This is a genomic window from Vibrio sp. RM-69-4 (assembly GCF_024743775.1).
GTDB lineage: Bacteria > Pseudomonadota > Gammaproteobacteria > Enterobacterales > Vibrionaceae > Vibrio > Vibrio anguillarum.
In genome coordinates this window covers 103,382-121,436 of sequence record NZ_JAMQXI010000076.1, presented here as the reverse complement: position 1 = coordinate 121,436, position 18,055 = coordinate 103,382, and the positions used below count along the sequence as shown (strand labels likewise).

Annotated in this window: 13 protein-coding genes; 8 read left to right on the top strand and 5 right to left on the bottom strand. The window is 47.1% G+C overall.

Annotated features, from left to right (window positions below):
• Positions 1 to 5 precede the first annotated feature (5 nt).
• The 8 genes from gltB (at position 6) to NB504_RS12675 (ending at position 10,868) form a co-directional block, all read left to right on the top strand.
• Positions 6 to 4,469 (top strand): glutamate synthase large subunit, encoded by a 4,464-nt coding sequence (gene gltB, locus NB504_RS12710; RefSeq protein WP_258429022.1) that lies wholly within the window; start codon positions 6 to 8, stop codon positions 4,467 to 4,469.
• A gap of 18 nt (positions 4,470 to 4,487) precedes the next feature.
• Positions 4,488 to 5,900 (top strand): FAD-dependent oxidoreductase, encoded by a 1,413-nt coding sequence (locus tag NB504_RS12705; protein WP_026027954.1) that lies wholly within the window; start codon positions 4,488 to 4,490, stop codon positions 5,898 to 5,900.
• A 140-nt stretch (positions 5,901 to 6,040) separates the two neighbouring features.
• A complete protein-coding gene (locus NB504_RS12700; protein ID WP_081244961.1) occupies positions 6,041 to 6,466 on the top strand; it encodes a DUF1499 domain-containing protein in 426 nt (141 codons plus the stop codon).
• A 240-nt stretch (positions 6,467 to 6,706) separates the two neighbouring features.
• Positions 6,707 to 7,402 (top strand): 5'-methylthioadenosine/S-adenosylhomocysteine nucleosidase, encoded by a 696-nt coding sequence (mtnN, locus tag NB504_RS12695; RefSeq protein ID WP_258429021.1) that lies wholly within the window; start codon positions 6,707 to 6,709, stop codon positions 7,400 to 7,402.
• Positions 7,403 to 7,419: 17 nt separating this feature from the next.
• A complete protein-coding gene (locus NB504_RS12690) occupies positions 7,420 to 8,373 on the top strand; it encodes a cobalamin biosynthesis family protein (protein WP_017050448.1) in 954 nt (317 codons plus the stop codon).
• A complete protein-coding gene (gene btuF, locus NB504_RS12685) occupies positions 8,374 to 9,198 on the top strand; it encodes a vitamin B12 ABC transporter substrate-binding protein BtuF (protein ID WP_258429020.1) in 825 nt (274 codons plus the stop codon). It abuts the gene before it with no gap.
• Between the two features lie 74 nt (positions 9,199 to 9,272).
• Entirely contained in the window at positions 9,273 to 9,893 is a 621-nt protein-coding gene (locus tag NB504_RS12680) for a TRIC cation channel family protein (protein ID WP_013856095.1), read from the top strand.
• A gap of 102 nt (positions 9,894 to 9,995) precedes the next feature.
• Positions 9,996 to 10,868 carry a LysR family transcriptional regulator gene (locus NB504_RS12675; RefSeq protein WP_017047463.1) on the top strand — a complete coding sequence of 291 codons (873 nt, stop codon included), beginning with the start codon at positions 9,996 to 9,998 and terminating at the stop codon, positions 10,866 to 10,868.
• On the opposite strand, the gene NB504_RS12670 is transcribed toward NB504_RS12675, so the two are convergent.
• The 5 genes from NB504_RS12670 to mutT all read right to left on the bottom strand — a co-directional run bounded on the left by NB504_RS12670 (position 10,792) and on the right by mutT (position 17,996).
• The gene (locus tag NB504_RS12670; RefSeq protein ID WP_017047462.1) at positions 10,792 to 11,571 is read right to left on the bottom strand and encodes a TSUP family transporter; all 780 of its coding nucleotides are present in this window, start codon (positions 11,569 to 11,571) and stop codon (positions 10,792 to 10,794) included. The two genes, NB504_RS12675 and NB504_RS12670, sit on opposite strands and share 77 nt — an antisense overlap.
• A 243-nt stretch (positions 11,572 to 11,814) precedes the next feature.
• Positions 11,815 to 15,045 carry a carbamoyl-phosphate synthase large subunit gene (gene carB / locus NB504_RS12665; RefSeq protein ID WP_258429018.1) on the bottom strand — a complete coding sequence of 1,077 codons (3,231 nt, stop codon included), beginning with the start codon at positions 15,043 to 15,045 and terminating at the stop codon, positions 11,815 to 11,817.
• A 16-nt stretch (positions 15,046 to 15,061) separates the two neighbouring features.
• The gene (carA, locus tag NB504_RS12660; protein ID WP_258429017.1) at positions 15,062 to 16,201 is read right to left on the bottom strand and encodes a glutamine-hydrolyzing carbamoyl-phosphate synthase small subunit; all 1,140 of its coding nucleotides are present in this window, start codon (positions 16,199 to 16,201) and stop codon (positions 15,062 to 15,064) included.
• A 482-nt stretch (positions 16,202 to 16,683) separates the two neighbouring features.
• Positions 16,684 to 17,493, bottom strand: coding sequence for a 4-hydroxy-tetrahydrodipicolinate reductase (gene dapB / locus NB504_RS12655; RefSeq protein WP_026027267.1), 810 nt, complete (start codon positions 17,491 to 17,493; stop codon positions 16,684 to 16,686).
• Between the two features lie 104 nt (positions 17,494 to 17,597).
• The gene (mutT, locus tag NB504_RS12650) at positions 17,598 to 17,996 is read right to left on the bottom strand and encodes an 8-oxo-dGTP diphosphatase MutT (RefSeq protein WP_258429016.1); all 399 of its coding nucleotides are present in this window, start codon (positions 17,994 to 17,996) and stop codon (positions 17,598 to 17,600) included.
• Between the last annotated feature and the right edge of the window lie 59 nt (positions 17,997 to 18,055).

The following is an 18,055-nucleotide window of genomic DNA, read 5'->3' as shown; positions in this document are numbered from 1 at the left end:
TTGCAATGGCTCTATATGATCCAAGTTTAGATAAAGACAACTGTGGATTTGGTTTGATCGCCCACATGGAAGGCCAAACCAGCCATAAATTAGTCAGAACCGCGATTTCAGCATTAGATCGCATGACCCACCGTGGCGGTATCGCAGCCGATGGTAAAACCGGTGATGGCTGTGGTCTATTACTACAAAAACCAGATAGTTACCTACGACTCATCGCTGAAGAAAAAGGCTGGAAGCTCGCCAAACAGTATGCGATTGGTATGATTTTCTTCAGCCAAGATCCGGTCAAAGCGCAATCAGCGCGCGATATTATCAACAAAGAACTGGCGCAAGAAACACTCACAGTGACAGGTTGGCGAACCGTACCAACGAACCAAGCTGTACTTGGCCCTATTGCTGCCGAATCCGTGCCTGATATTCAACAAGTCTTTATTAGTGCTCCAGCGGGTTGGCGTGAACGAGACATTGAACGACGCCTTTACATTGCTCGCCGTCGCATTGAAAAACAGATCACCGAAGATCGTGATTTCTATATTTGCTCACTATCGACTCAAGTCATTGTTTACAAAGGCTTGTGCATGCCTGCAGACCTACCGCGCTTTTATCTTGACCTAGCTGATCTACGGATGGAATCAGCCATTTGCTTGTTCCACCAGCGCTTTTCAACCAATACTCAGCCACGTTGGCCACTGGCACAGCCGTTCCGCTATTTAGCGCACAATGGTGAAATCAATACTATCGAAGGGAACCGTCAATGGGCGCGAGCACGGGCTTACAAATTTGCCTCTCCCCTACTACCGGATCTGCAAACCGCCGCGCCATTTGTCAATGAAACAGGTTCCGATTCATCAAGCTTAGACAACATGCTCGATCTGTTTTTAGCGGGGGGAATGGATATTTTCCGTGCCATGCGTATGTTAGTGCCGCCGGCGTGGCAAAATCACCCTGATATGGACCCAGACCTTCGTGCCTTTTACGACTTTAACTCAAAACACATGGAGCCGTGGGATGGCCCGGCTGGCATTGTGTTATCGGATGGCCGTTATGCTGCCTGTAACCTTGATCGCAATGGCCTTCGCCCTGCGCGTTATGTGATCACCAAAGATAAACTCATCACCCTCGCCTCTGAAGTCGGAATTTGGGATTACGCTCCCGATGAAGTGGCTGAAAAAGGCCGCGTTGGGCCCGGTGAACTGCTGGTGATCGACACCCGCCATGGGAAATTGTGGCAATCTAGTGAAATTGATAACGATCTCAAAAGCCGTCACCCTTATGGCGAGTGGATGAAAAATAACGTCCACCGATTAACGCCATTTTCTGAACTCAGTGACGACTTGGTGGGCGAGCGCAGCTTTGACAATGACGAGCTAAAAACCTATCAAAAACAGTTTGCAATGAGCAACGAAGAGATTGATCAAGTACTGCGCGTACTGGGAGATGTAGGCCAAGAAGCGGTGGGATCAATGGGTGATGATACGCCGATGGCGGTGCTCTCTTCGAAAGAGCGCTTGGTTACCGATTATTTCCGCCAAAAATTTGCCCAAGTTACGAACCCGCCTATCGATCCACTACGTGAAAAGCACGTGATGTCACTGGCCACCAGCATCGGCCAAGAGATGAACGTGTTCTGTGAAACCGATGGTCACGCTTATCGTGTTACCTTTGATTCACCTATCTTGCTCTATTCCGACATGCAACAGCTATTGGAACTCAGCGACAAACACTATCGCAATACCATTTTAGACATCAATTACGATCCACAGCATAAGGATCTCAAGCAAGCTTTGCTCGAACTTTGCCAACAAGCAGAGGAGGCCGTACGCCAAGGATCGGTATTGATCGTATTGTCTGACCGCGCTTTGCATAAGGATAAACTGCCGATCCCAGCGGCAATGGCCGTGGGCGCAGTACACACTCGCTTAGTCGAAGCCAATTTACGCTGCGATGCAAACATCATTATCGAAACCGCCACCGCACGTGACCCTCATCAATTTGCAGTCTTAATCGGCTTTGGCGCAACCGCCGTCTACCCTTACTTGGCCTACGAAACGCTCGGCAAAATGATTGATGATGGCACGTTGGAAAAAAGCTATCGCGAGGTGATGCAAAACTACCGGTACGGTATCGACAAAGGTTTATTGAAAATCATGTCGAAAATGGGAATTTCAACCGTTGCCTCTTATCGCTGCTCGCAGCTGTTTGAAGCGGTTGGCCTACATAGCGACGTAGTTCAGTTGTGTTTTAAAGGCGTCACCACGCGCATTCAAGGTGCTAACTTCGAAGACTTCCAACAAGATCTATTTAATTTAGCGCGCAAAGCGTGGACCAAACGTAAAACGCTCGAACAAGGTGGCTTATTAAAATACGTGCATGGTGGTGAATACCATGCCTATAACCCAGATGTGGTTGGCACCTTACAAGCCGCAGTTAAATCAGGTGAAAGCGCCGATTACCAAAGCTTTGCCCAGCAGGTCAACGCACGCCCCGTCGCGATGCTACGCGATTTACTGCGCTTAAAAAAATCAGCGACACCGCTAGCACTGGAAAAAATTGAACCCAGTACGGAGCTATTTAAACGTTTTGATTCTGCGGCGATGTCGATTGGCGCCTTAAGCCCAGAAGCCCATGAAGCGTTAGCGACCGCAATGAACCGCTTAGGTGGCTACTCCAACTCTGGTGAAGGTGGAGAAGATCCACGCCGTTTTGGCACTGAACGTAACTCCCGTATTAAGCAGGTCGCATCAGGGCGTTTTGGCGTGACTCCGCATTACCTCACCAATGCTGACGTACTGCAAATTAAAGTGGCGCAAGGAGCTAAGCCGGGTGAAGGTGGCCAACTTCCCGGCCATAAAGTGACCGCAGAAATTGCCAAGTTGCGCTATTCAGTACAAGGCGTAACCTTAATTTCGCCACCGCCGCACCACGATATTTATTCGATTGAAGATTTAGCCCAGCTGATTTTCGATCTCAAACAAGTTAACCCAAAAGCTTTGGTTTCGGTCAAATTAGTTTCAGAGCCGGGCGTTGGCACCATTGCCACTGGCGTTGCCAAAGCCTACGCCGATCTTATCACTATTTCTGGTTATGACGGCGGTACAGCGGCTAGCCCACTCACCTCGGTAAAATACGCTGGTAGCCCTTGGGAACTCGGCCTTGCTGAAACCCAACAAGCGTTAGTCGCAAACGGTCTACGCCACAAAATTCGACTTCAAGTTGATGGTGGTCTAAAAACAGGACTGGACGTGATTAAAGGCGCGATTTTAGGTGCCGAAAGCTTCGGTTTTGGCACAGCTCCTATGGTCGCGATGGGCTGTAAATTCTTACGGATTTGCCACCTTAATAACTGTGCGACAGGCGTAGCAACGCAAGATGAAACGCTGCGTAAAGAGTATTTCAAAGGCTTACCTGAGATGGTGATGAACTATTTCATCGGTCTTGCCGACGAAGTCCGTGGTTACTTGGCGCAGTTGGGCGTTGAAAAGCTCACCGATCTGATTGGCCGCACCGATTTACTAGAAGTACTTGAAGGGATGACCGCTAAGCAAAGCAAATTGGACTTATCCGGTTTATTGGAAGCGCCAGTATCCGCTCAGGGTCATCCGCTTTACTGGACTCAACCCAATACACCGTTTGATAAAGGACAACTTAACCAACAATTTGTCGATGACGCTTTAGCGGCAGTTGAAGCACAACAATCGATCAGCTTGTATTACAACGTACAAAATACTGACCGCTCGCTCGGTGCTCGCCTATCTGGTGAAATCGCCAAACGTTATGGTAACCAAGGCGTAGCCGCCTCGCCGATTAAAATTTATCTCGATGGCACAGCAGGTCAGTCATTTGGTGTATGGAACGCGGGTGGTGTTGAGCTTTACCTTACTGGTGATGCCAATGACTATGTTGGTAAAGGGATGGCAGGCGGAAAGCTGGTCATCAGACCCCACCTTGGTACCGCTTTTAACTGCAACGACGCTACGATCATCGGCAACACCTGTTTATATGGTGCAACGGGCGGCAAGCTGTTTGCGGCTGGCAAAGCGGGAGAGCGTTTTGGTGTGCGTAACTCTGGCACTATCACAGTTATCGAAGGCGCTGGTGATAACGCTTGCGAATACATGACAGGCGGAATCGTCGCCATTTTGGGCGCAACAGGCGTTAACTTTGGCGCGGGTATGACGGGTGGCTTTGCTTACGTGATGGATGAAAACGGTGATTTCCAAGGTCGAGTCAACAGTGAATCAGTAGAGGCTATTTCATTGCAAGATCTCTACATTCACCAAGAACATTTACGTGGTTTAATTGCCGAGCATTTGGAAGAGACTGGGTCGGTGCATGCTGAACAGATCTTAGCGAACTTTGATGAATGGATTCCAAAGTTCTATCTCATCAAACCCCAAGCGGCGGATCTGCAAACCCTACTCGGCCATCAAAGCCGCAGTGCCGCCGAACTTCGCGTTCAAGCGCAATAATTGGAAGGAGCCAGATTAATGAGCCAGAACGTATACCAATTTATTGATGTGAATCGAGTTGATCCGGCAAAAAAGCCGCTCACTATTCGCAAAATCGAGTTCGTCGAAATCTACGAACCCTTTACCAAACAGCAAGCGACCGCTCAAGCGGATCGCTGCTTAGATTGCGGCAACCCTTACTGCGAATGGAAATGCCCAGTGCACAACTACATTCCGCAATGGCTAAAACTGGCCAACGAAGGGCGCATTATTGAAGCCGCTGAGCTATCGCACCAAACTAACAGCTTGCCCGAAGTGTGTGGGCGAGTCTGCCCACAAGATCGCCTCTGTGAAGGTTCTTGTACTCTAAACAATGACTTTGGTGCGGTCACCATAGGTAACATCGAAAAATACATTAACGACAAAGCGTTTGAGATGGGCTGGAAACCAGACATGTCGCACGTGGAGTGGACAGATAAGAAAGTAGCGATCATTGGTGCAGGCCCAGCTGGCCTAGCCGCAGCTGATATTTTAGTGCGCAACGGAGTAAAGCCCGTGGTGTTTGATCGCTATCCTGAAATTGGTGGCTTGCTAACCTTTGGTATTCCCTCTTTCAAACTTGAAAAAGGCGTAATGGAAAACCGCCGCCGCATTTTCAGTGAGATGGGAGTCGAATTTCAGCTCAACATCGAAGTAGGTAAAGACATCACACTGCAGACGCTGCTTAATGAATATGATGCTGTTTTTCTCGGTGTCGGGACTTACCAAAACATGCGCGCAGGGCTAGAAAATGAAGAAGCAAACGGTGTTTACGATGCTCTACCCTTCTTAGTGTCAAATACTTATAAAGTGATGGGTTTGGAATCACCCCAACCATTTATTGATATGGCGGGCAAAAAAGTCGTGGTACTTGGAGGCGGAGACACTGCGATGGATTGCGTGCGCACTTCTATTCGCCAACATGCCGCCAAAGTGATTTGTGCCTACCGACGCGATGAAGAGAACATGCCGGGTTCACGCCGAGAAGTGAAAAATGCCAAAGAAGAAGGCGTAGAATTTATGTTCAACCTGCAACCGCTCGCCATTGAGGTCAATGAACAAGGCCAAGTGAGTGGCGTTAAAGTGGTGCAAACTGCCTTGGGGGAGCCTGACGCCGCTGGGCGTCGCAAGCCCGAGCCCGTTGCGGGTAGCGAACATGTGTTGGCAGCCGATGCCGTCATTATGGCGTTTGGTTTTCAGCCACATGCCATGCCATGGCTTGAGCCATTCGGTGTTGAACTTGATCAATGGGGACGCATTAAGGCCGCGTCGCAGCAATCGTTCCAGTACCAAACCAGTAATGAAAAAATTTTTGCTGGTGGGGATGCCGTACGCGGCTCCGATCTGGTCGTCACTGCCATTGACGAAGGGCGCAAAGCCGCAGAAGGAATACTTGACTACTTAGGCCTTTAAGCCTTAACTGCTTAATATCCTTGAAGGATTCATGGTAACGTGAATCCTTTTTTCTTAGGCCATTTTCCTTCAGCCATCGACACTGCAGCTCGCTTGTATTTTGGCGATTGGTAATGAGGATTCATTTGATAAGGACTATCATGCGCGTAGTACTAAGTTTACTGATGTTTGCCACACTAACCGCTTGCAGCCAAGGAGTGACAACTATGACCGATCGCACTGCGACCCCTTGCGGAAATAAACCGAATTGCGTTTCGACTCAAGATGAGCGTAACGCGTTCTCGCTCTCTCCCTTTATCCTCAAAACAGGCGTCTCTTTAGATAAAATTGAAGCGGTTGCGCTTTCTATTCCTCGCTCTAAAACGGCGGTGAAAGAGGACAATTATCTCCGCATTGAATGCACCAGTCGTATTTGGCGATTTGTGGATGATCTTGAACTTAAGATAGAGAACGGGCGTTTAATCGTACGATCTGAATCGCGCATTGGTTATTCAGATATGGGCGTCAATCGTAAGCGAGCAGAAACACTGCGAGAAAACCTCACCAAAGCAGGCTTGATTGAATAGTTGCTCAATATCGCACTGGCGGAAAGTTTCGTGCTAAACTTCGGCCAATTTTGCTATACCCAAACAACTTGGAGTTGCAGGTAGGCGGCAAGTGAGTGAGTCCCCATGAGCGTAGGCAAACTATGTGATTGGGGTGAGCGAACGTAGCCAACACCGCTGCGGCCTCAAGTAGGAAGGGCATATTCACCAGATATTTAGTATTAACCGAATATTTACTACTAACCGAATAAGAGAAACCTCATGAAAATCGGCATTATTGGCGCGATGGAGCAAGAAGTCGCGATATTAAAAAACGCAATCGACAATGTTCAAGAAGTCAGCAAAGCGGGCTGCACCTATTTTTCAGGTCAAATCCATGGGGTGGATGTGGTGCTGCTACAATCTGGCATTGGTAAAGTCGCCGCAGCCATTGGCACCACTCTTTTACTTAATGAATACCAACCAGATGTAGTGATTAACACCGGTTCTGCAGGTGGTTTTGATTCAAGCTTAACCATGGGTGATGTAGTCATTTCATGCGAAGTTCGTCACCATGATGCCGATGTAACAGCATTTGGCTATGAAATGGGGCAAATGGCCGGTCAACCAGCCGCTTTCAAAGCGGATGATGCATTGATCCGCGTTGCAGAACAAGCACTCACACACATCAAAGATAAGCACGCGGTACGCGGCCTGATTTGTACCGGGGATGCTTTCGTTTGTACCGCTGAGCGTCAAAGCTTTATTCGCCAACACTTCCCAACCGTGATTGCGGTTGAGATGGAAGCTTCAGCAATTGCACAAACTTGCCACCAATTCAAAGTGCCTTTTGTGGTCGTTCGCGCCATTTCAGATGTAGCCGATAAAGCGTCTCCGATGTCCTTTGATGAATTTTTACCGCTTGCCGCACAAAGCTCATCAGAAATGGTGATTAAGATGGTCGAACTGCTTAAGTAAGCAGTGACAGACTCAACATGGACGAGTTAATCACCTACTTGTATGCCAACGGTACGCTCCTCGTTATGTGGGGAGCGGTTGCCTTTCATCTTATTTTACCCATCCCGCGTAACGCTCATCCCGTCACTTTGTGGCGAAAATTTGCGGAAATATTAGCGGATAAAGTCAATACCAGTAGCAGTTATTCACAAAGCCTACTTTCCGGCACACTGGCTTGGCTATTGATGTGCCTACCCGCATGGGTCACCTTAGTCGCGTTAAAACCTTTGGTATGGCAACCTCAACTATTTGATTTAGCGCTACTATTACTCGCATTTGATTGGCGTAGCCAAGAATTATTAGCCAATCAGCTTATCGGCGCACTCAGCAAAGAAGACAAAAAATACGCTCGCAGCGTGCTTGCCCCTTTTGTGAATCGTGAAACCGATAGCTTGTCAGCGCTGGGGTTAGGTAAGGCGGGGGCTGAAACCGTCATTGTTGGCTATGGGCGCAACGTGATTGCAGTGCTATTTTGGTACGCCTGTCTTGGCGGTATTGGCGCGTTGATGTACCGTCTCATCGCTGAACTCGCCAGAGCTTGGGCGCCTTCGCGAGCGGCGTTTCATCCTTTTGGTATTCCATCGGTACGCTTGCTGGCTGTGCTTGACTTTGTGCCACTGCGCCTATTTAGCCTATTGATTATCATTGGTCGCAACGCATCAAACACCTTCTCAGCCATGTTACAACAAAGCCGCTTATGGCCACTCCCGGGGCCTGCATGGCTGTTAACCGCCGTCGGCAATAAACTATCACTGGCCTTAGGTGGCCCAGCTATCTACGGTGATAAAAAAGCCCTGCGCGTAAAAATAGGCGGACGTATCGCCCCATCAGCCTTCCACCTTGCGCAAATCCAAAAACTGCTAGCTTGGCGTATTTTCGCGTGGATAGCATTAGAGAGCGTGATACTGCTGCTCGTCCATCAAGGATTTTAGATGCGTTTACTGTTTCTCAATGTTGTCGTCACGCTGTGCGTGGCTTTTCCAGTTGAAGCGCAAGTTAAACGCATCATTAGCTTAGCCCCTCATGCCACGGAATTGGCCTTTGCGGCTGGCCTTGGTGATAAATTGGTGGCCGTCAGCGAGTACAGTGACTACCCAGCACAAGCACTCAAACTCGAAAAAGTGGCCAATTACCAAGGGTTGAATATAGAGCGCATTCTTACCCTAAAACCGGATTTAGTGATTGCTTGGCCTGCGGGCAATCCGGCGAAGGAGCTCGATAAATTAGAGCAGTTAGGGCTGAGGATTTATACGACAAAAACTCAAAAACTCGATGACATTGCCAATAATATTGAAGCACTTAGCCAATTTGCCGATGATCCGAGTATCGGCCAGCAAGCGGCGCGTGATTTTCGTCAATCACTCATCACTCTGAAACAGAGTTATGGCAGCCAAAGTAAAGTTCGTTATTTCTATCAACTCAGTGAAAAACCGATCATCACACTGGCCAAAGGCAGTTGGCCCAGTGAAGTCTTTGAATTTTGTGGTGGCGAAAATATTTTTGCCAACAGCGCATCCCCCTACCCTCAAGTTGGGATTGAGCAAGTGCTGCTGGCTAAACCTGATGTAATTTTCACCTCTGAACATGCGATAAAAAATGGCACGATGTGGCAAAAGTGGCAACAGCAACTACCCGCTGTACAAAACGGGTTTGTGTGGGCACTAACCTCAGATTGGTTAAATCGACCAACGCCCAGAACACTGCAAGCGATAGAAGAAGTGTGTGAGTACTTTTCCGTCGTTCGCCAAAAACGCTAACGCTTGCGTAATAAAATCTCGTACAATTCCTGCCCGAATTTTGTTCCATTAACGACTAAAGAGAACCCAGTAACATGGACTCCATGCTGCTCTATCTTATTGACTTATTTGGTACGGCTATCTTTGCCATTTCTGGCGTATTATTAGCTGGTCGATTAAAAATGGACCCGTTTGGCGTGGTCGTGCTTGCGAGCGTTACTGCAATTGGCGGTGGAACAATTCGTGATATGGCATTGGGTGCGACGCCAGTCTTCTGGATAAAAGACACCACTTATCTTTGGGTCATTTTCATCACTTGTTTACTCACCATGCTGCTGGTTCGCAGGCCTAAACGCGTTGCTTGGTGGATCTTACCCGTTTGTGATGCAATCGGTTTAGCCGTGTTTGTTGGCATTGGTGTTGAAAAGGCGATGAACTATCAAGACTCGGCCATGGTTGCGGTAATCATGGGCGTTATTACTGGCTGTGGCGGCGGTATTATTCGTGATGTACTGGCCCGTGAGATTCCAATGGTGCTACGCAGCGAAGTCTATGCTACAGCTTGTATCATCGGCGGTCTGTTTCATACCACAGCACTGGCGATGGGCTACGATAGCTCAAGTGCCTTTCTGGCCGGAGTGGCCTCAACCTTAATCATTCGACTTGGCGCGATCCGCTGGCACTTATCACTGCCCACTTTTGCACTGAATAAATAAAGCCGATTTCATCAAAACCACAAACAGTAACATGTACAGACGCTATGGGTTATGGTCGCTTTGCGATAAGATGAGCTAATCTATTCCTCATCGTCATTAATTATGTTGCTAGAAGGTATCGAAACTTTGCTGGTGCTGAGCAAAGAAAAAACCATGGGGCGTACGGGCAGCCTACTCTACATTAGCCAGTCCGCCGTTAGTAAGCGGATTGCTAATTTAGAAAAAAGGGTCGGTAAAAAGCTGATTGAGCCTGATGGCCGACAGATTAAATTAACCACAGATGCACAGGCCTTGGTTGAAACTATCGGCCCGAGCTTTAGTGAGTTATGCGGTTTGATTTTCGATCAGCAATCTTTTACGGATGCCACACTGATCAGGATAGACTGCTCAGAAACGTTAGTCGCTGGCTATATTAATACCACCATGGGGCAGTACCTCAAGCACGATAAGTTCATCACCATCACCACGAACCATACGCCGAGGATTGTTCAGCACGTTCAATCAGGCAAAGCGACATTAGGATTTTGCGCAGGCTACTTACCCGCTAATCATGGGCTAATGACGTTTCATCTGGTAGATGAACCCTTTTACATCGTCAGCCAAACACCCTTATCTTCGTTACCTAAACAGCTCGTTACCAATGATTTATCCAACCCAGCGAACGCCTATCAAGTCGATATATTGGCGAAACTCGCCATCACGCCACAGATGGAAATGGACTCGTATACGGCCGCAGCACAATTGGCATTAGGAGGCATGACGCCTGCTTTAGTACCACTTTCAGTGATTAAAGCGCTGAACATTGAACCTCGCTATTACTTTGATTTTGATGAACTACAACCTTTGGTTCGGCCTGTTCATCTCTGTCTGCGCAGCAATAGTTATCGCTCGCCAAGGGTCAAAAGATTGATAACAACCATTGCTGATGCTGTTGCCAAAGAAGTTTTATTGCCATCAACATCGACATCACAATAACTAATGGGCGGATCCATTTCTGCCCTTTAGTCACCACTATCTTTGCGCCCATTCTCGCCCCTAAAAAACCACCAACGGCCATCACCAGCCCTATCTTCCAAATCGGCAAGCCAGCAATAACAAAAAAAAGCAGCGCAGCAATGTTTGAAGTGAAGTTGAGAACCTTGGTTCTTGCAGTCGCTTCAATCAACGAAAAATGACCTAACACGACAAAACAGACCGTAAAAATAGACCCGGTGCCCGGACCGAAAAAACCATCATAAAAGCCGATACCAAAACCGACCGTAAAAGCAAAAGCCGTTTCAGACAATGGAGCTGGCCCATTGTGGGTTTTCGTCGCGGGTGCAAGTAGAAAATAGAGCGAAATACCGATCAGCAACAGCGGGATTAAGCTGGTCAACAAACTGGCATCCATATGCTGCACAAGTTCAGCCCCACACGCAGCGCCGATAAAAGTACAAGCTATCGCCAACTTCATCTCTTTTAGGTTCACAATGCCATTGCGTACAAAATACCAAGTGGCGGAGAAACTGCCAAATGAGCTTTGCAGCTTATTGGTAGCCAGCGCTTGAGTCGGTGGCACGCCTACTGCCAGCAAAGCCGGCAAAGTAAGCAAACCGCCACCGCCAGCCATCGCATCAATGAACCCTGCAATCCCTGCAACCAAAAACAACAGGCCTAATACTTCCAGTGAAAGTTCCATTTCTTATCAACGCATTGAACAATAAAAACCAACAATAACACCACTTAAAAGGTGAAAACAGCGAAAGCCAAGACAACAACCCATTCCCATTTTTCATCAATTAAAAAGCTATCCTCTAGGCCAAATCTCTTCTTCATTGGTAAAACGATTCAATTCGGCCGAATAAAAAAAGCCCGCTTAATTCAGCGGGCAATGAGGTTGTCATGTAGGTCTTAGACCTACTGATTTATTATTTTTTAACGCTTATGCTAAGTGTGCTTGCACTTGCGCGTGTAACTCTTGCACTGACGTAACTGATGACTTTGCATCGGCCGTATGAGACATACAGGTTGCAAAGGCAGCATTCAGTGTTGTGGTGTAGTTGACTTTTTGTGCTAATGCTCCACGACGAAGAACTTTAGAATCTTCAATCGCTTGACGCCCCTCGGCTGTATTAATGATGTAGGTGTATTCATTATTCTTAATACGGTCAAGAATATGAGGGCGACCTTCATGCACTTTATTCACCAAACGTGGGTTAATACCGGCTTCACCTAAAATTACAGCTGTACCGTGGGTAGCATCAAGCTGATAACCTAATTTCACCAGTTTCGACGCTAAATCAACCACACGCTGTTTATCACCTTCACGTACAGAGAGCAGAGCTCGGCCGCCTTCAGGATAAACATTACCGCAACCTAATTCCGCTTTTGCATAAGCTTCAGCAAACGTTGCACCCACGCCCATCACTTCACCCGTTGAACGCATTTCAGGGCCAAGCAGTGGGTCAACACCAGGGAATTTATTAAATGGCAGAACCACTTCTTTCACTGAGTAGTAAGGAGGAATGATCTCTTTAGTAAAACCTTGTGACTCTAGAGACTGCCCTGCCATCACGCGCGCGGCAATTTTGGCAAGCGGTGCACCCGTTGCTTTTGACACAAACGGTACAGTACGAGCGGCACGAGGGTTAACTTCAATCAGGTACACTTGATTATCTTTAACCGCAAACTGCGTGTTCATCAAACCACGAACGCCTAATTCAAACGCCAGCTTCTCAACTTGTTCACGCATCACATCTTGGATTTCTTGGCTTAACGTGTAAGCCGGTAGAGAGCAAGCTGAGTCACCAGAGTGAACACCCGCTTGTTCAATGTGCTCCATGATGCCGCCAATGACGACACGCTCACCATCACAAATCGCATCGATATCGACTTCAATTGCATCATCAAGGAAGCGATCAAGCAGTACTGGGGATTCGTTAGACACACTGACCGCTTCGTTAAAGTAACGACGCAGATCTTGTTCGTCATAGACGATTTCCATCGCGCGGCCACCAAGAACGTAAGACGGGCGTACCACCAGCGGGAAGCCAATGTCTTTCGATTTTTCAATCGCCTGTTCCATTGTGGTCACTGTTGCGTTTTCTGGCTGCAGCAGACCTAAACGATCAACCGCTTGTTGGAAACGCTCACGATCTTCGGCGCGGTCAATCGCATCTGGGCTAGTACCAATGATAGGCACTCCAGCGGCTTCAAGTGCACGAGCCAATTTCAGTGGTGTTTGACCACCGTATTGCACGATGACGCCTTTAGGTTTTTCAACACGAACAATCGCCAATACATCTTCGAGTGTCACTGGTTCAAAATAGAGGCGATCGGAAGTGTCATAGTCTGTTGAAACAGTTTCAGGGTTACAGTTAACCATGATGGTTTCATAACCATCTTCGCGTAGCGCGAGTGAGGCATGAACACAACAGTAATCAAATTCGATACCTTGACCAATACGGTTTGGACCACCGCCGAGCACCATGATTTTGTCTCTATCGGTCGGTTGTGCTTCACATTCGTCATCATAAGAGGAGTACATGTAAGCCGTATCAGACGAAAACTCCGCCGCGCAAGTATCGACACGCTTGTAAACCGGATGAATATTATATTGGTCACGCATACGACGAATTTCACTTTCAGCCACGCCAAGCAGTGAAGAGAGACGCGCATCCGCAAAACCTTTGCGCTTCATCTTGCGTAGAACATCCGCATTTAAGCCAGCAAAACCGCCCGCTTTGACTTCTTGTTCCATTTTGACCAGTTCTTCGATTTGTACCAAGAACCAGCGATCAACATTAGTCAGGTTAAAGACCCCATCCACTGACAAACCAGCGCGGAAAGCATCTGCGATATACCAAATACGCTCAGCACCCGCTTCTTTCAGCTCATGGCGAATTTTAGTCAGTGCATCTGGTGCGTCTAAATCAACCATTTCGTCTAGGCCGTTTACGCCAATTTCCAGCCCACGCAGTGCTTTTTGCAGCGATTCTTGTTGGTTACGACCAATCGCCATCACTTCGCCCACCGACTTCATTTGCGTGGTTAAGCGATCGTTAGCACCGGCAAATTTTTCGAAGTTAAAGCGAGGGATTTTCGTCACAACATAATCAATAGTTGGTTCAAACGACGCTGGGGTTGCACCACCAGTAATGTCGTTCATTAACTCATCAAGTGTGAAACCTACTGCCAATTTGGCTGCAACTTTGGCAATAGGGAAGCCCGTCGCTTTAGATGCAAGAGCCGAAGAGCGAGAAACACGTGGGTTCATCTCGATGATCACCATGCGGCCATCTTTCGGGTTGATACCAAACTGTACGTTCGAACCACCCGTTTCCACACCGATTTCACGCAGTACGGCTAGCGATGCGTTACGCATGATCTGATATTCTTTGTCAGTTAGCGTTTGCGCAGGAGCTACCGTGATCGAGTCACCCGTGTGAATACCCATTGGGTCAAAGTTTTCAATCGCACAGACGATAATGCAGTTGTCCGCTTTATCGCGAACCACTTCCATTTCGTACTCTTTCCAACCGATGAGTGATTCATCAATCAACAACTCGTTGGTTGGCGAAAGATCAAGGCCACGGCGGCAAATCTCTTCAAACTCTTCTTTGTTGTAAGCGATACCGCCGCCGGTTCCACCCATGGTAAATGAAGGGCGAATAATGCAAGGGAAACCCACCATCTCTTGAACGCGGTAAGCTTCTTCCATCGTTTTTGCAGTATCAGCGCGAGGACAAGCTAAGCCGATTGACTTCATCGCTTTATCAAAGCGAGAACGATCTTCCGCTTTATCAATCGCATCAGCCGTTGCGCCAATCATCTCAACGCCAAACTCAGCCAGAACACCATGCTTTTCCAGTTCAAGTGCACAGTTCAATGCGGTTTGACCACCCATGGTCGGTAATACCGCGTCTGGGCGCTCTTTTTCGATGATTTTACGCACGACTTCCCAATGGATAGGCTCAATATAAGTCGCATCGGCCATCTCTGGGTCAGTCATAATAGTGGCAGGGTTCGAGTTGACCAAAATCACTCGGTAACCCTCTTCACGCAGGGCTTTACATGCTTGAGCGCCAGAGTAGTCAAACTCACAAGCCTGACCGATTACAATCGGGCCAGCACCTAGAATTAGAATACTTTTAATGTCAGTACGTTTTGGCATTGTCTACTACTCCGAATTACGCTGTGTGCTTTTTAATTAGTTCAATAAAATGGTCAAACAAAGGGGCGGCATCGTGCGGGCCAGGACTCGCTTCAGGGTGTCCCTGAAAGCTAAAGGCTGGTTTATCGGTGCGGTGAATTCCTTGTAGTGAACCATCAAATAGCGATTTGTGCGTTGCACGAAGTGTGACAGGCAGCGTTGCTTCATCAGCAGCAAAACCGTGGTTTTGTGCCGTAATCATCACTACATTACGATCCAAGTCTTTCACTGGATGGTTCGCGCCATGGTGGCCAAATTTCATTTTTACTGTTTTTGCACCAGACGCCAATGCCAAAATTTGATGTCCTAAACAGATACCAAAAATAGGCAGTCCTTTCTCTAAGAACACTTTGGTTGCTTCAATCGCATAAGTACATGGTTCTGGGTCGCCAGGACCATTTGATAAAAAGACACCATCAGGTTTCAGCGCTAGAACTTCTTCAGTCGAGGTTTGTGCTGGTACCACAGTTAGGCGGCATCCTCGGTCAACCAACATACGGAGGATATTGCGCTTTGCACCGAAATCGTAGGCAACAACGTGATAGGGCAACTCGCTGTCATCTTTCGCTTCAGGAAGTCCACCTTCGAGCGTCCACGAACCTTGTTTCCATTGGTACGCTTCTTTTGTTGTAACTTCTTTCGCAAGATCCATTCCTTTTAAACCGGGGAACTCTTTGGCTTTTACTAGCGCCAATGCTTCATCTAAATGGTCACCTGCCATAATGCAGCCATTCTGAGCTCCTTTTTCACGCAAAATGCGCGTTAGCTTGCGCGTGTCGATATCGGCAATGCCCACAATATTTTGTGATTTAAGGTAGTCAGAAAGGGAAAGTTCATTACGGAAGTTAGAAGCGATAAGAGGGAGATCGCGAATCACAAGGCCTTGTGCATGGATAGAAGAGGATTCTTCGTCTTCGGAATTGGTTCCGGTATTGCCTATGTGGGGGTAAGTAAGAGTAACGATTTGTTGAGAATAGGAAGGATCAGTGAGGATTTCTTGGTACCCCGTCATCGAGGTATTAAAGACGACTTCACCAACGGATATTCCATCAGCGCCAATGGATACACCGTGGAACACCGTCCCATCTTCTAGGACTAACAGTGCTGACTTACTCAAGACAACCTCCAGAATAAAAATGCAAAAAATATAAATTAAACTGCAAATCTGTCTTCCTTAAGGCCATAGAGTCGCGCCATAGGGTGATTTAGACAAATTGGCGGTATTCTAATGACCACCATGATTACTGTCAACATTTCATAATAAATTAAGGCAACATTTAAAGCGTTAGAGATAAAAAGAGAACCTAAGACAGTAAAAAAATAGGTTTGATGAGTAAAAAAATGAGAATGGAGGAATTAGAATCAGCAAACTGAAACTCTTTGATGCATTTTAAACAATCAACGATAAACAAAATCACGCAAACGTTAATCAAGCAGAGAATAAGTACAATTTCAGAGATCTAAAACAAAAAGAAAGCAATACCAACTAAAAATACAACAAAAGTAAGTCAGTAAAGTGAAAATAAAGAGAGATAATTAAATCGGTAAAAAGAGGTGTAACAAAGATGCGCCAGCAAACACTGACGCATAATTATGTAATCAAAGATCGTTCAAACCTAACACGTCAGTCATGCTATAAAAACCCGCAGGTTTATCAGCAAGCCAAACCGCCGCTCTCACTGCACCATTGGCAAAAGTCATACGATCCGTCGCTTTATGGGTGATTTCTACACGTTCACCGATATCAGCGAACATCGCGGTATGCTCACCCACGATATCGCCAGCACGAATCGTAGCAAAACCAATCTCATTTTTAGTACGTTCACCGGTAATACCTTCTCGCGCATAGACGGCAACGTCACTCAGTTGGTTACCCATAGCATTAGCGATCGCCTCTCCCATGCCAATTGCGGTTCCTGACGGAGCATCCACTTTATGACGATGGTGGGCTTCAATGATCTCAATATCACAATAATCACCCATCACTTTAGCCGCTTTTTCAAGCAATTTGAAAACAAGGTTAACCCCAACGCTGTAGTTAGGAGCCATGACAATCGCAATCTGTTGTGCGGCAGCATTGATTTGTGCTCTTTCTGCTTCAGAAAAGCCCGTTGTGCCAATCACTAGCTTCTTACCGTGTTTTTTACATAACTCAATATTGGCTAAGGTGCTCACAGGAGCTGTAAAATCAATGATGACATCGAAGTTATCTACGGCATTCTCTAGGTTATCCACCAACGCGATATCAAATCGCCCTTCACCGCATAACTCACCGATATCAACACCAACCAACGAGGACTCAGGACGCTCTGAGCCCGCACCCACTCGAGCATGGTTATTTTGATAAGTGGCTTTCACCAAATTGCGGCCCATTCGACCCGCCGCTCCTGCAATCGCAATTCTCACCATTGCGTTATTCTCCATTGTGACGACATCAGCTTAAGCTTGCATCGTTTCTCTTCGTTCAAGGTGTTTCTGTAAACTATCAACATTTGCTTGTGGTGGCTAGCGACTTAGGCAAACTCTTTCATGACGCGCTCGACGATGGGCGTATTGGCTTCAGGAAATGAATAGTTTGCCAACTCAGAAACCGCTACCCATTCTCCTTGCTGCCCTTCTTTACCATACGGCTGATGATCAAATTGTGTCACGCAAATAAAATCAAAAGTTAAGGACTTGTCTGAATAGTCAAACTCAAGGTATTGGTAAGGAGATTGCTCAGTAATATGAATACCAATCTCTTCATCTAGCTCGCGGAAAATGGCTTGTTCAATCGTTTCTCCCGCTTCAACTTTGCCGCCAGGGAACTCCCAAAAACCGCCTTTGTGAAGATGATCTAGTCGTTTGGTAATGTAAATTTCTGATTTATCGCTATTGAAGATAATAGCCGCAACAATATGAACACGTTTCATAAAGACTCCGATTCGCCGACTTCCCAACCTAGAAAATAAAGATGAGAAATATTGAGTTA

Coding starts and splice junctions, on each gene's coding strand:
- gltB (WP_258429022.1), top strand. CDS start 6: ATGGCTCTATATGATCCAAGTTTAGATAAAGACAACTGTGGATTTGGT.
- NB504_RS12705 (WP_026027954.1), top strand. CDS start 4,488: ATGAGCCAGAACGTATACCAATTTATTGATGTGAATCGAGTTGATCCG.
- NB504_RS12700 (WP_081244961.1), top strand. CDS start 6,041: ATGCGCGTAGTACTAAGTTTACTGATGTTTGCCACACTAACCGCTTGC.
- mtnN (WP_258429021.1), top strand. CDS start 6,707: ATGAAAATCGGCATTATTGGCGCGATGGAGCAAGAAGTCGCGATATTA.
- NB504_RS12690 (WP_017050448.1), top strand. CDS start 7,420: ATGGACGAGTTAATCACCTACTTGTATGCCAACGGTACGCTCCTCGTT.
- btuF (WP_258429020.1), top strand. CDS start 8,374: ATGCGTTTACTGTTTCTCAATGTTGTCGTCACGCTGTGCGTGGCTTTT.
- NB504_RS12680 (WP_013856095.1), top strand. CDS start 9,273: ATGGACTCCATGCTGCTCTATCTTATTGACTTATTTGGTACGGCTATC.
- NB504_RS12675 (WP_017047463.1), top strand. CDS start 9,996: ATGTTGCTAGAAGGTATCGAAACTTTGCTGGTGCTGAGCAAAGAAAAA.
- NB504_RS12670 (WP_017047462.1), bottom strand. CDS start 11,571: ATGGAACTTTCACTGGAAGTATTAGGCCTGTTGTTTTTGGTTGCAGGG.
- carB (WP_258429018.1), bottom strand. CDS start 15,045: ATGCCAAAACGTACTGACATTAAAAGTATTCTAATTCTAGGTGCTGGC.
- dapB (WP_026027267.1), bottom strand. CDS start 17,493: ATGGTGAGAATTGCGATTGCAGGAGCGGCGGGTCGAATGGGCCGCAAT.
- mutT (WP_258429016.1), bottom strand. CDS start 17,996: ATGAAACGTGTTCATATTGTTGCGGCTATTATCTTCAATAGCGATAAA.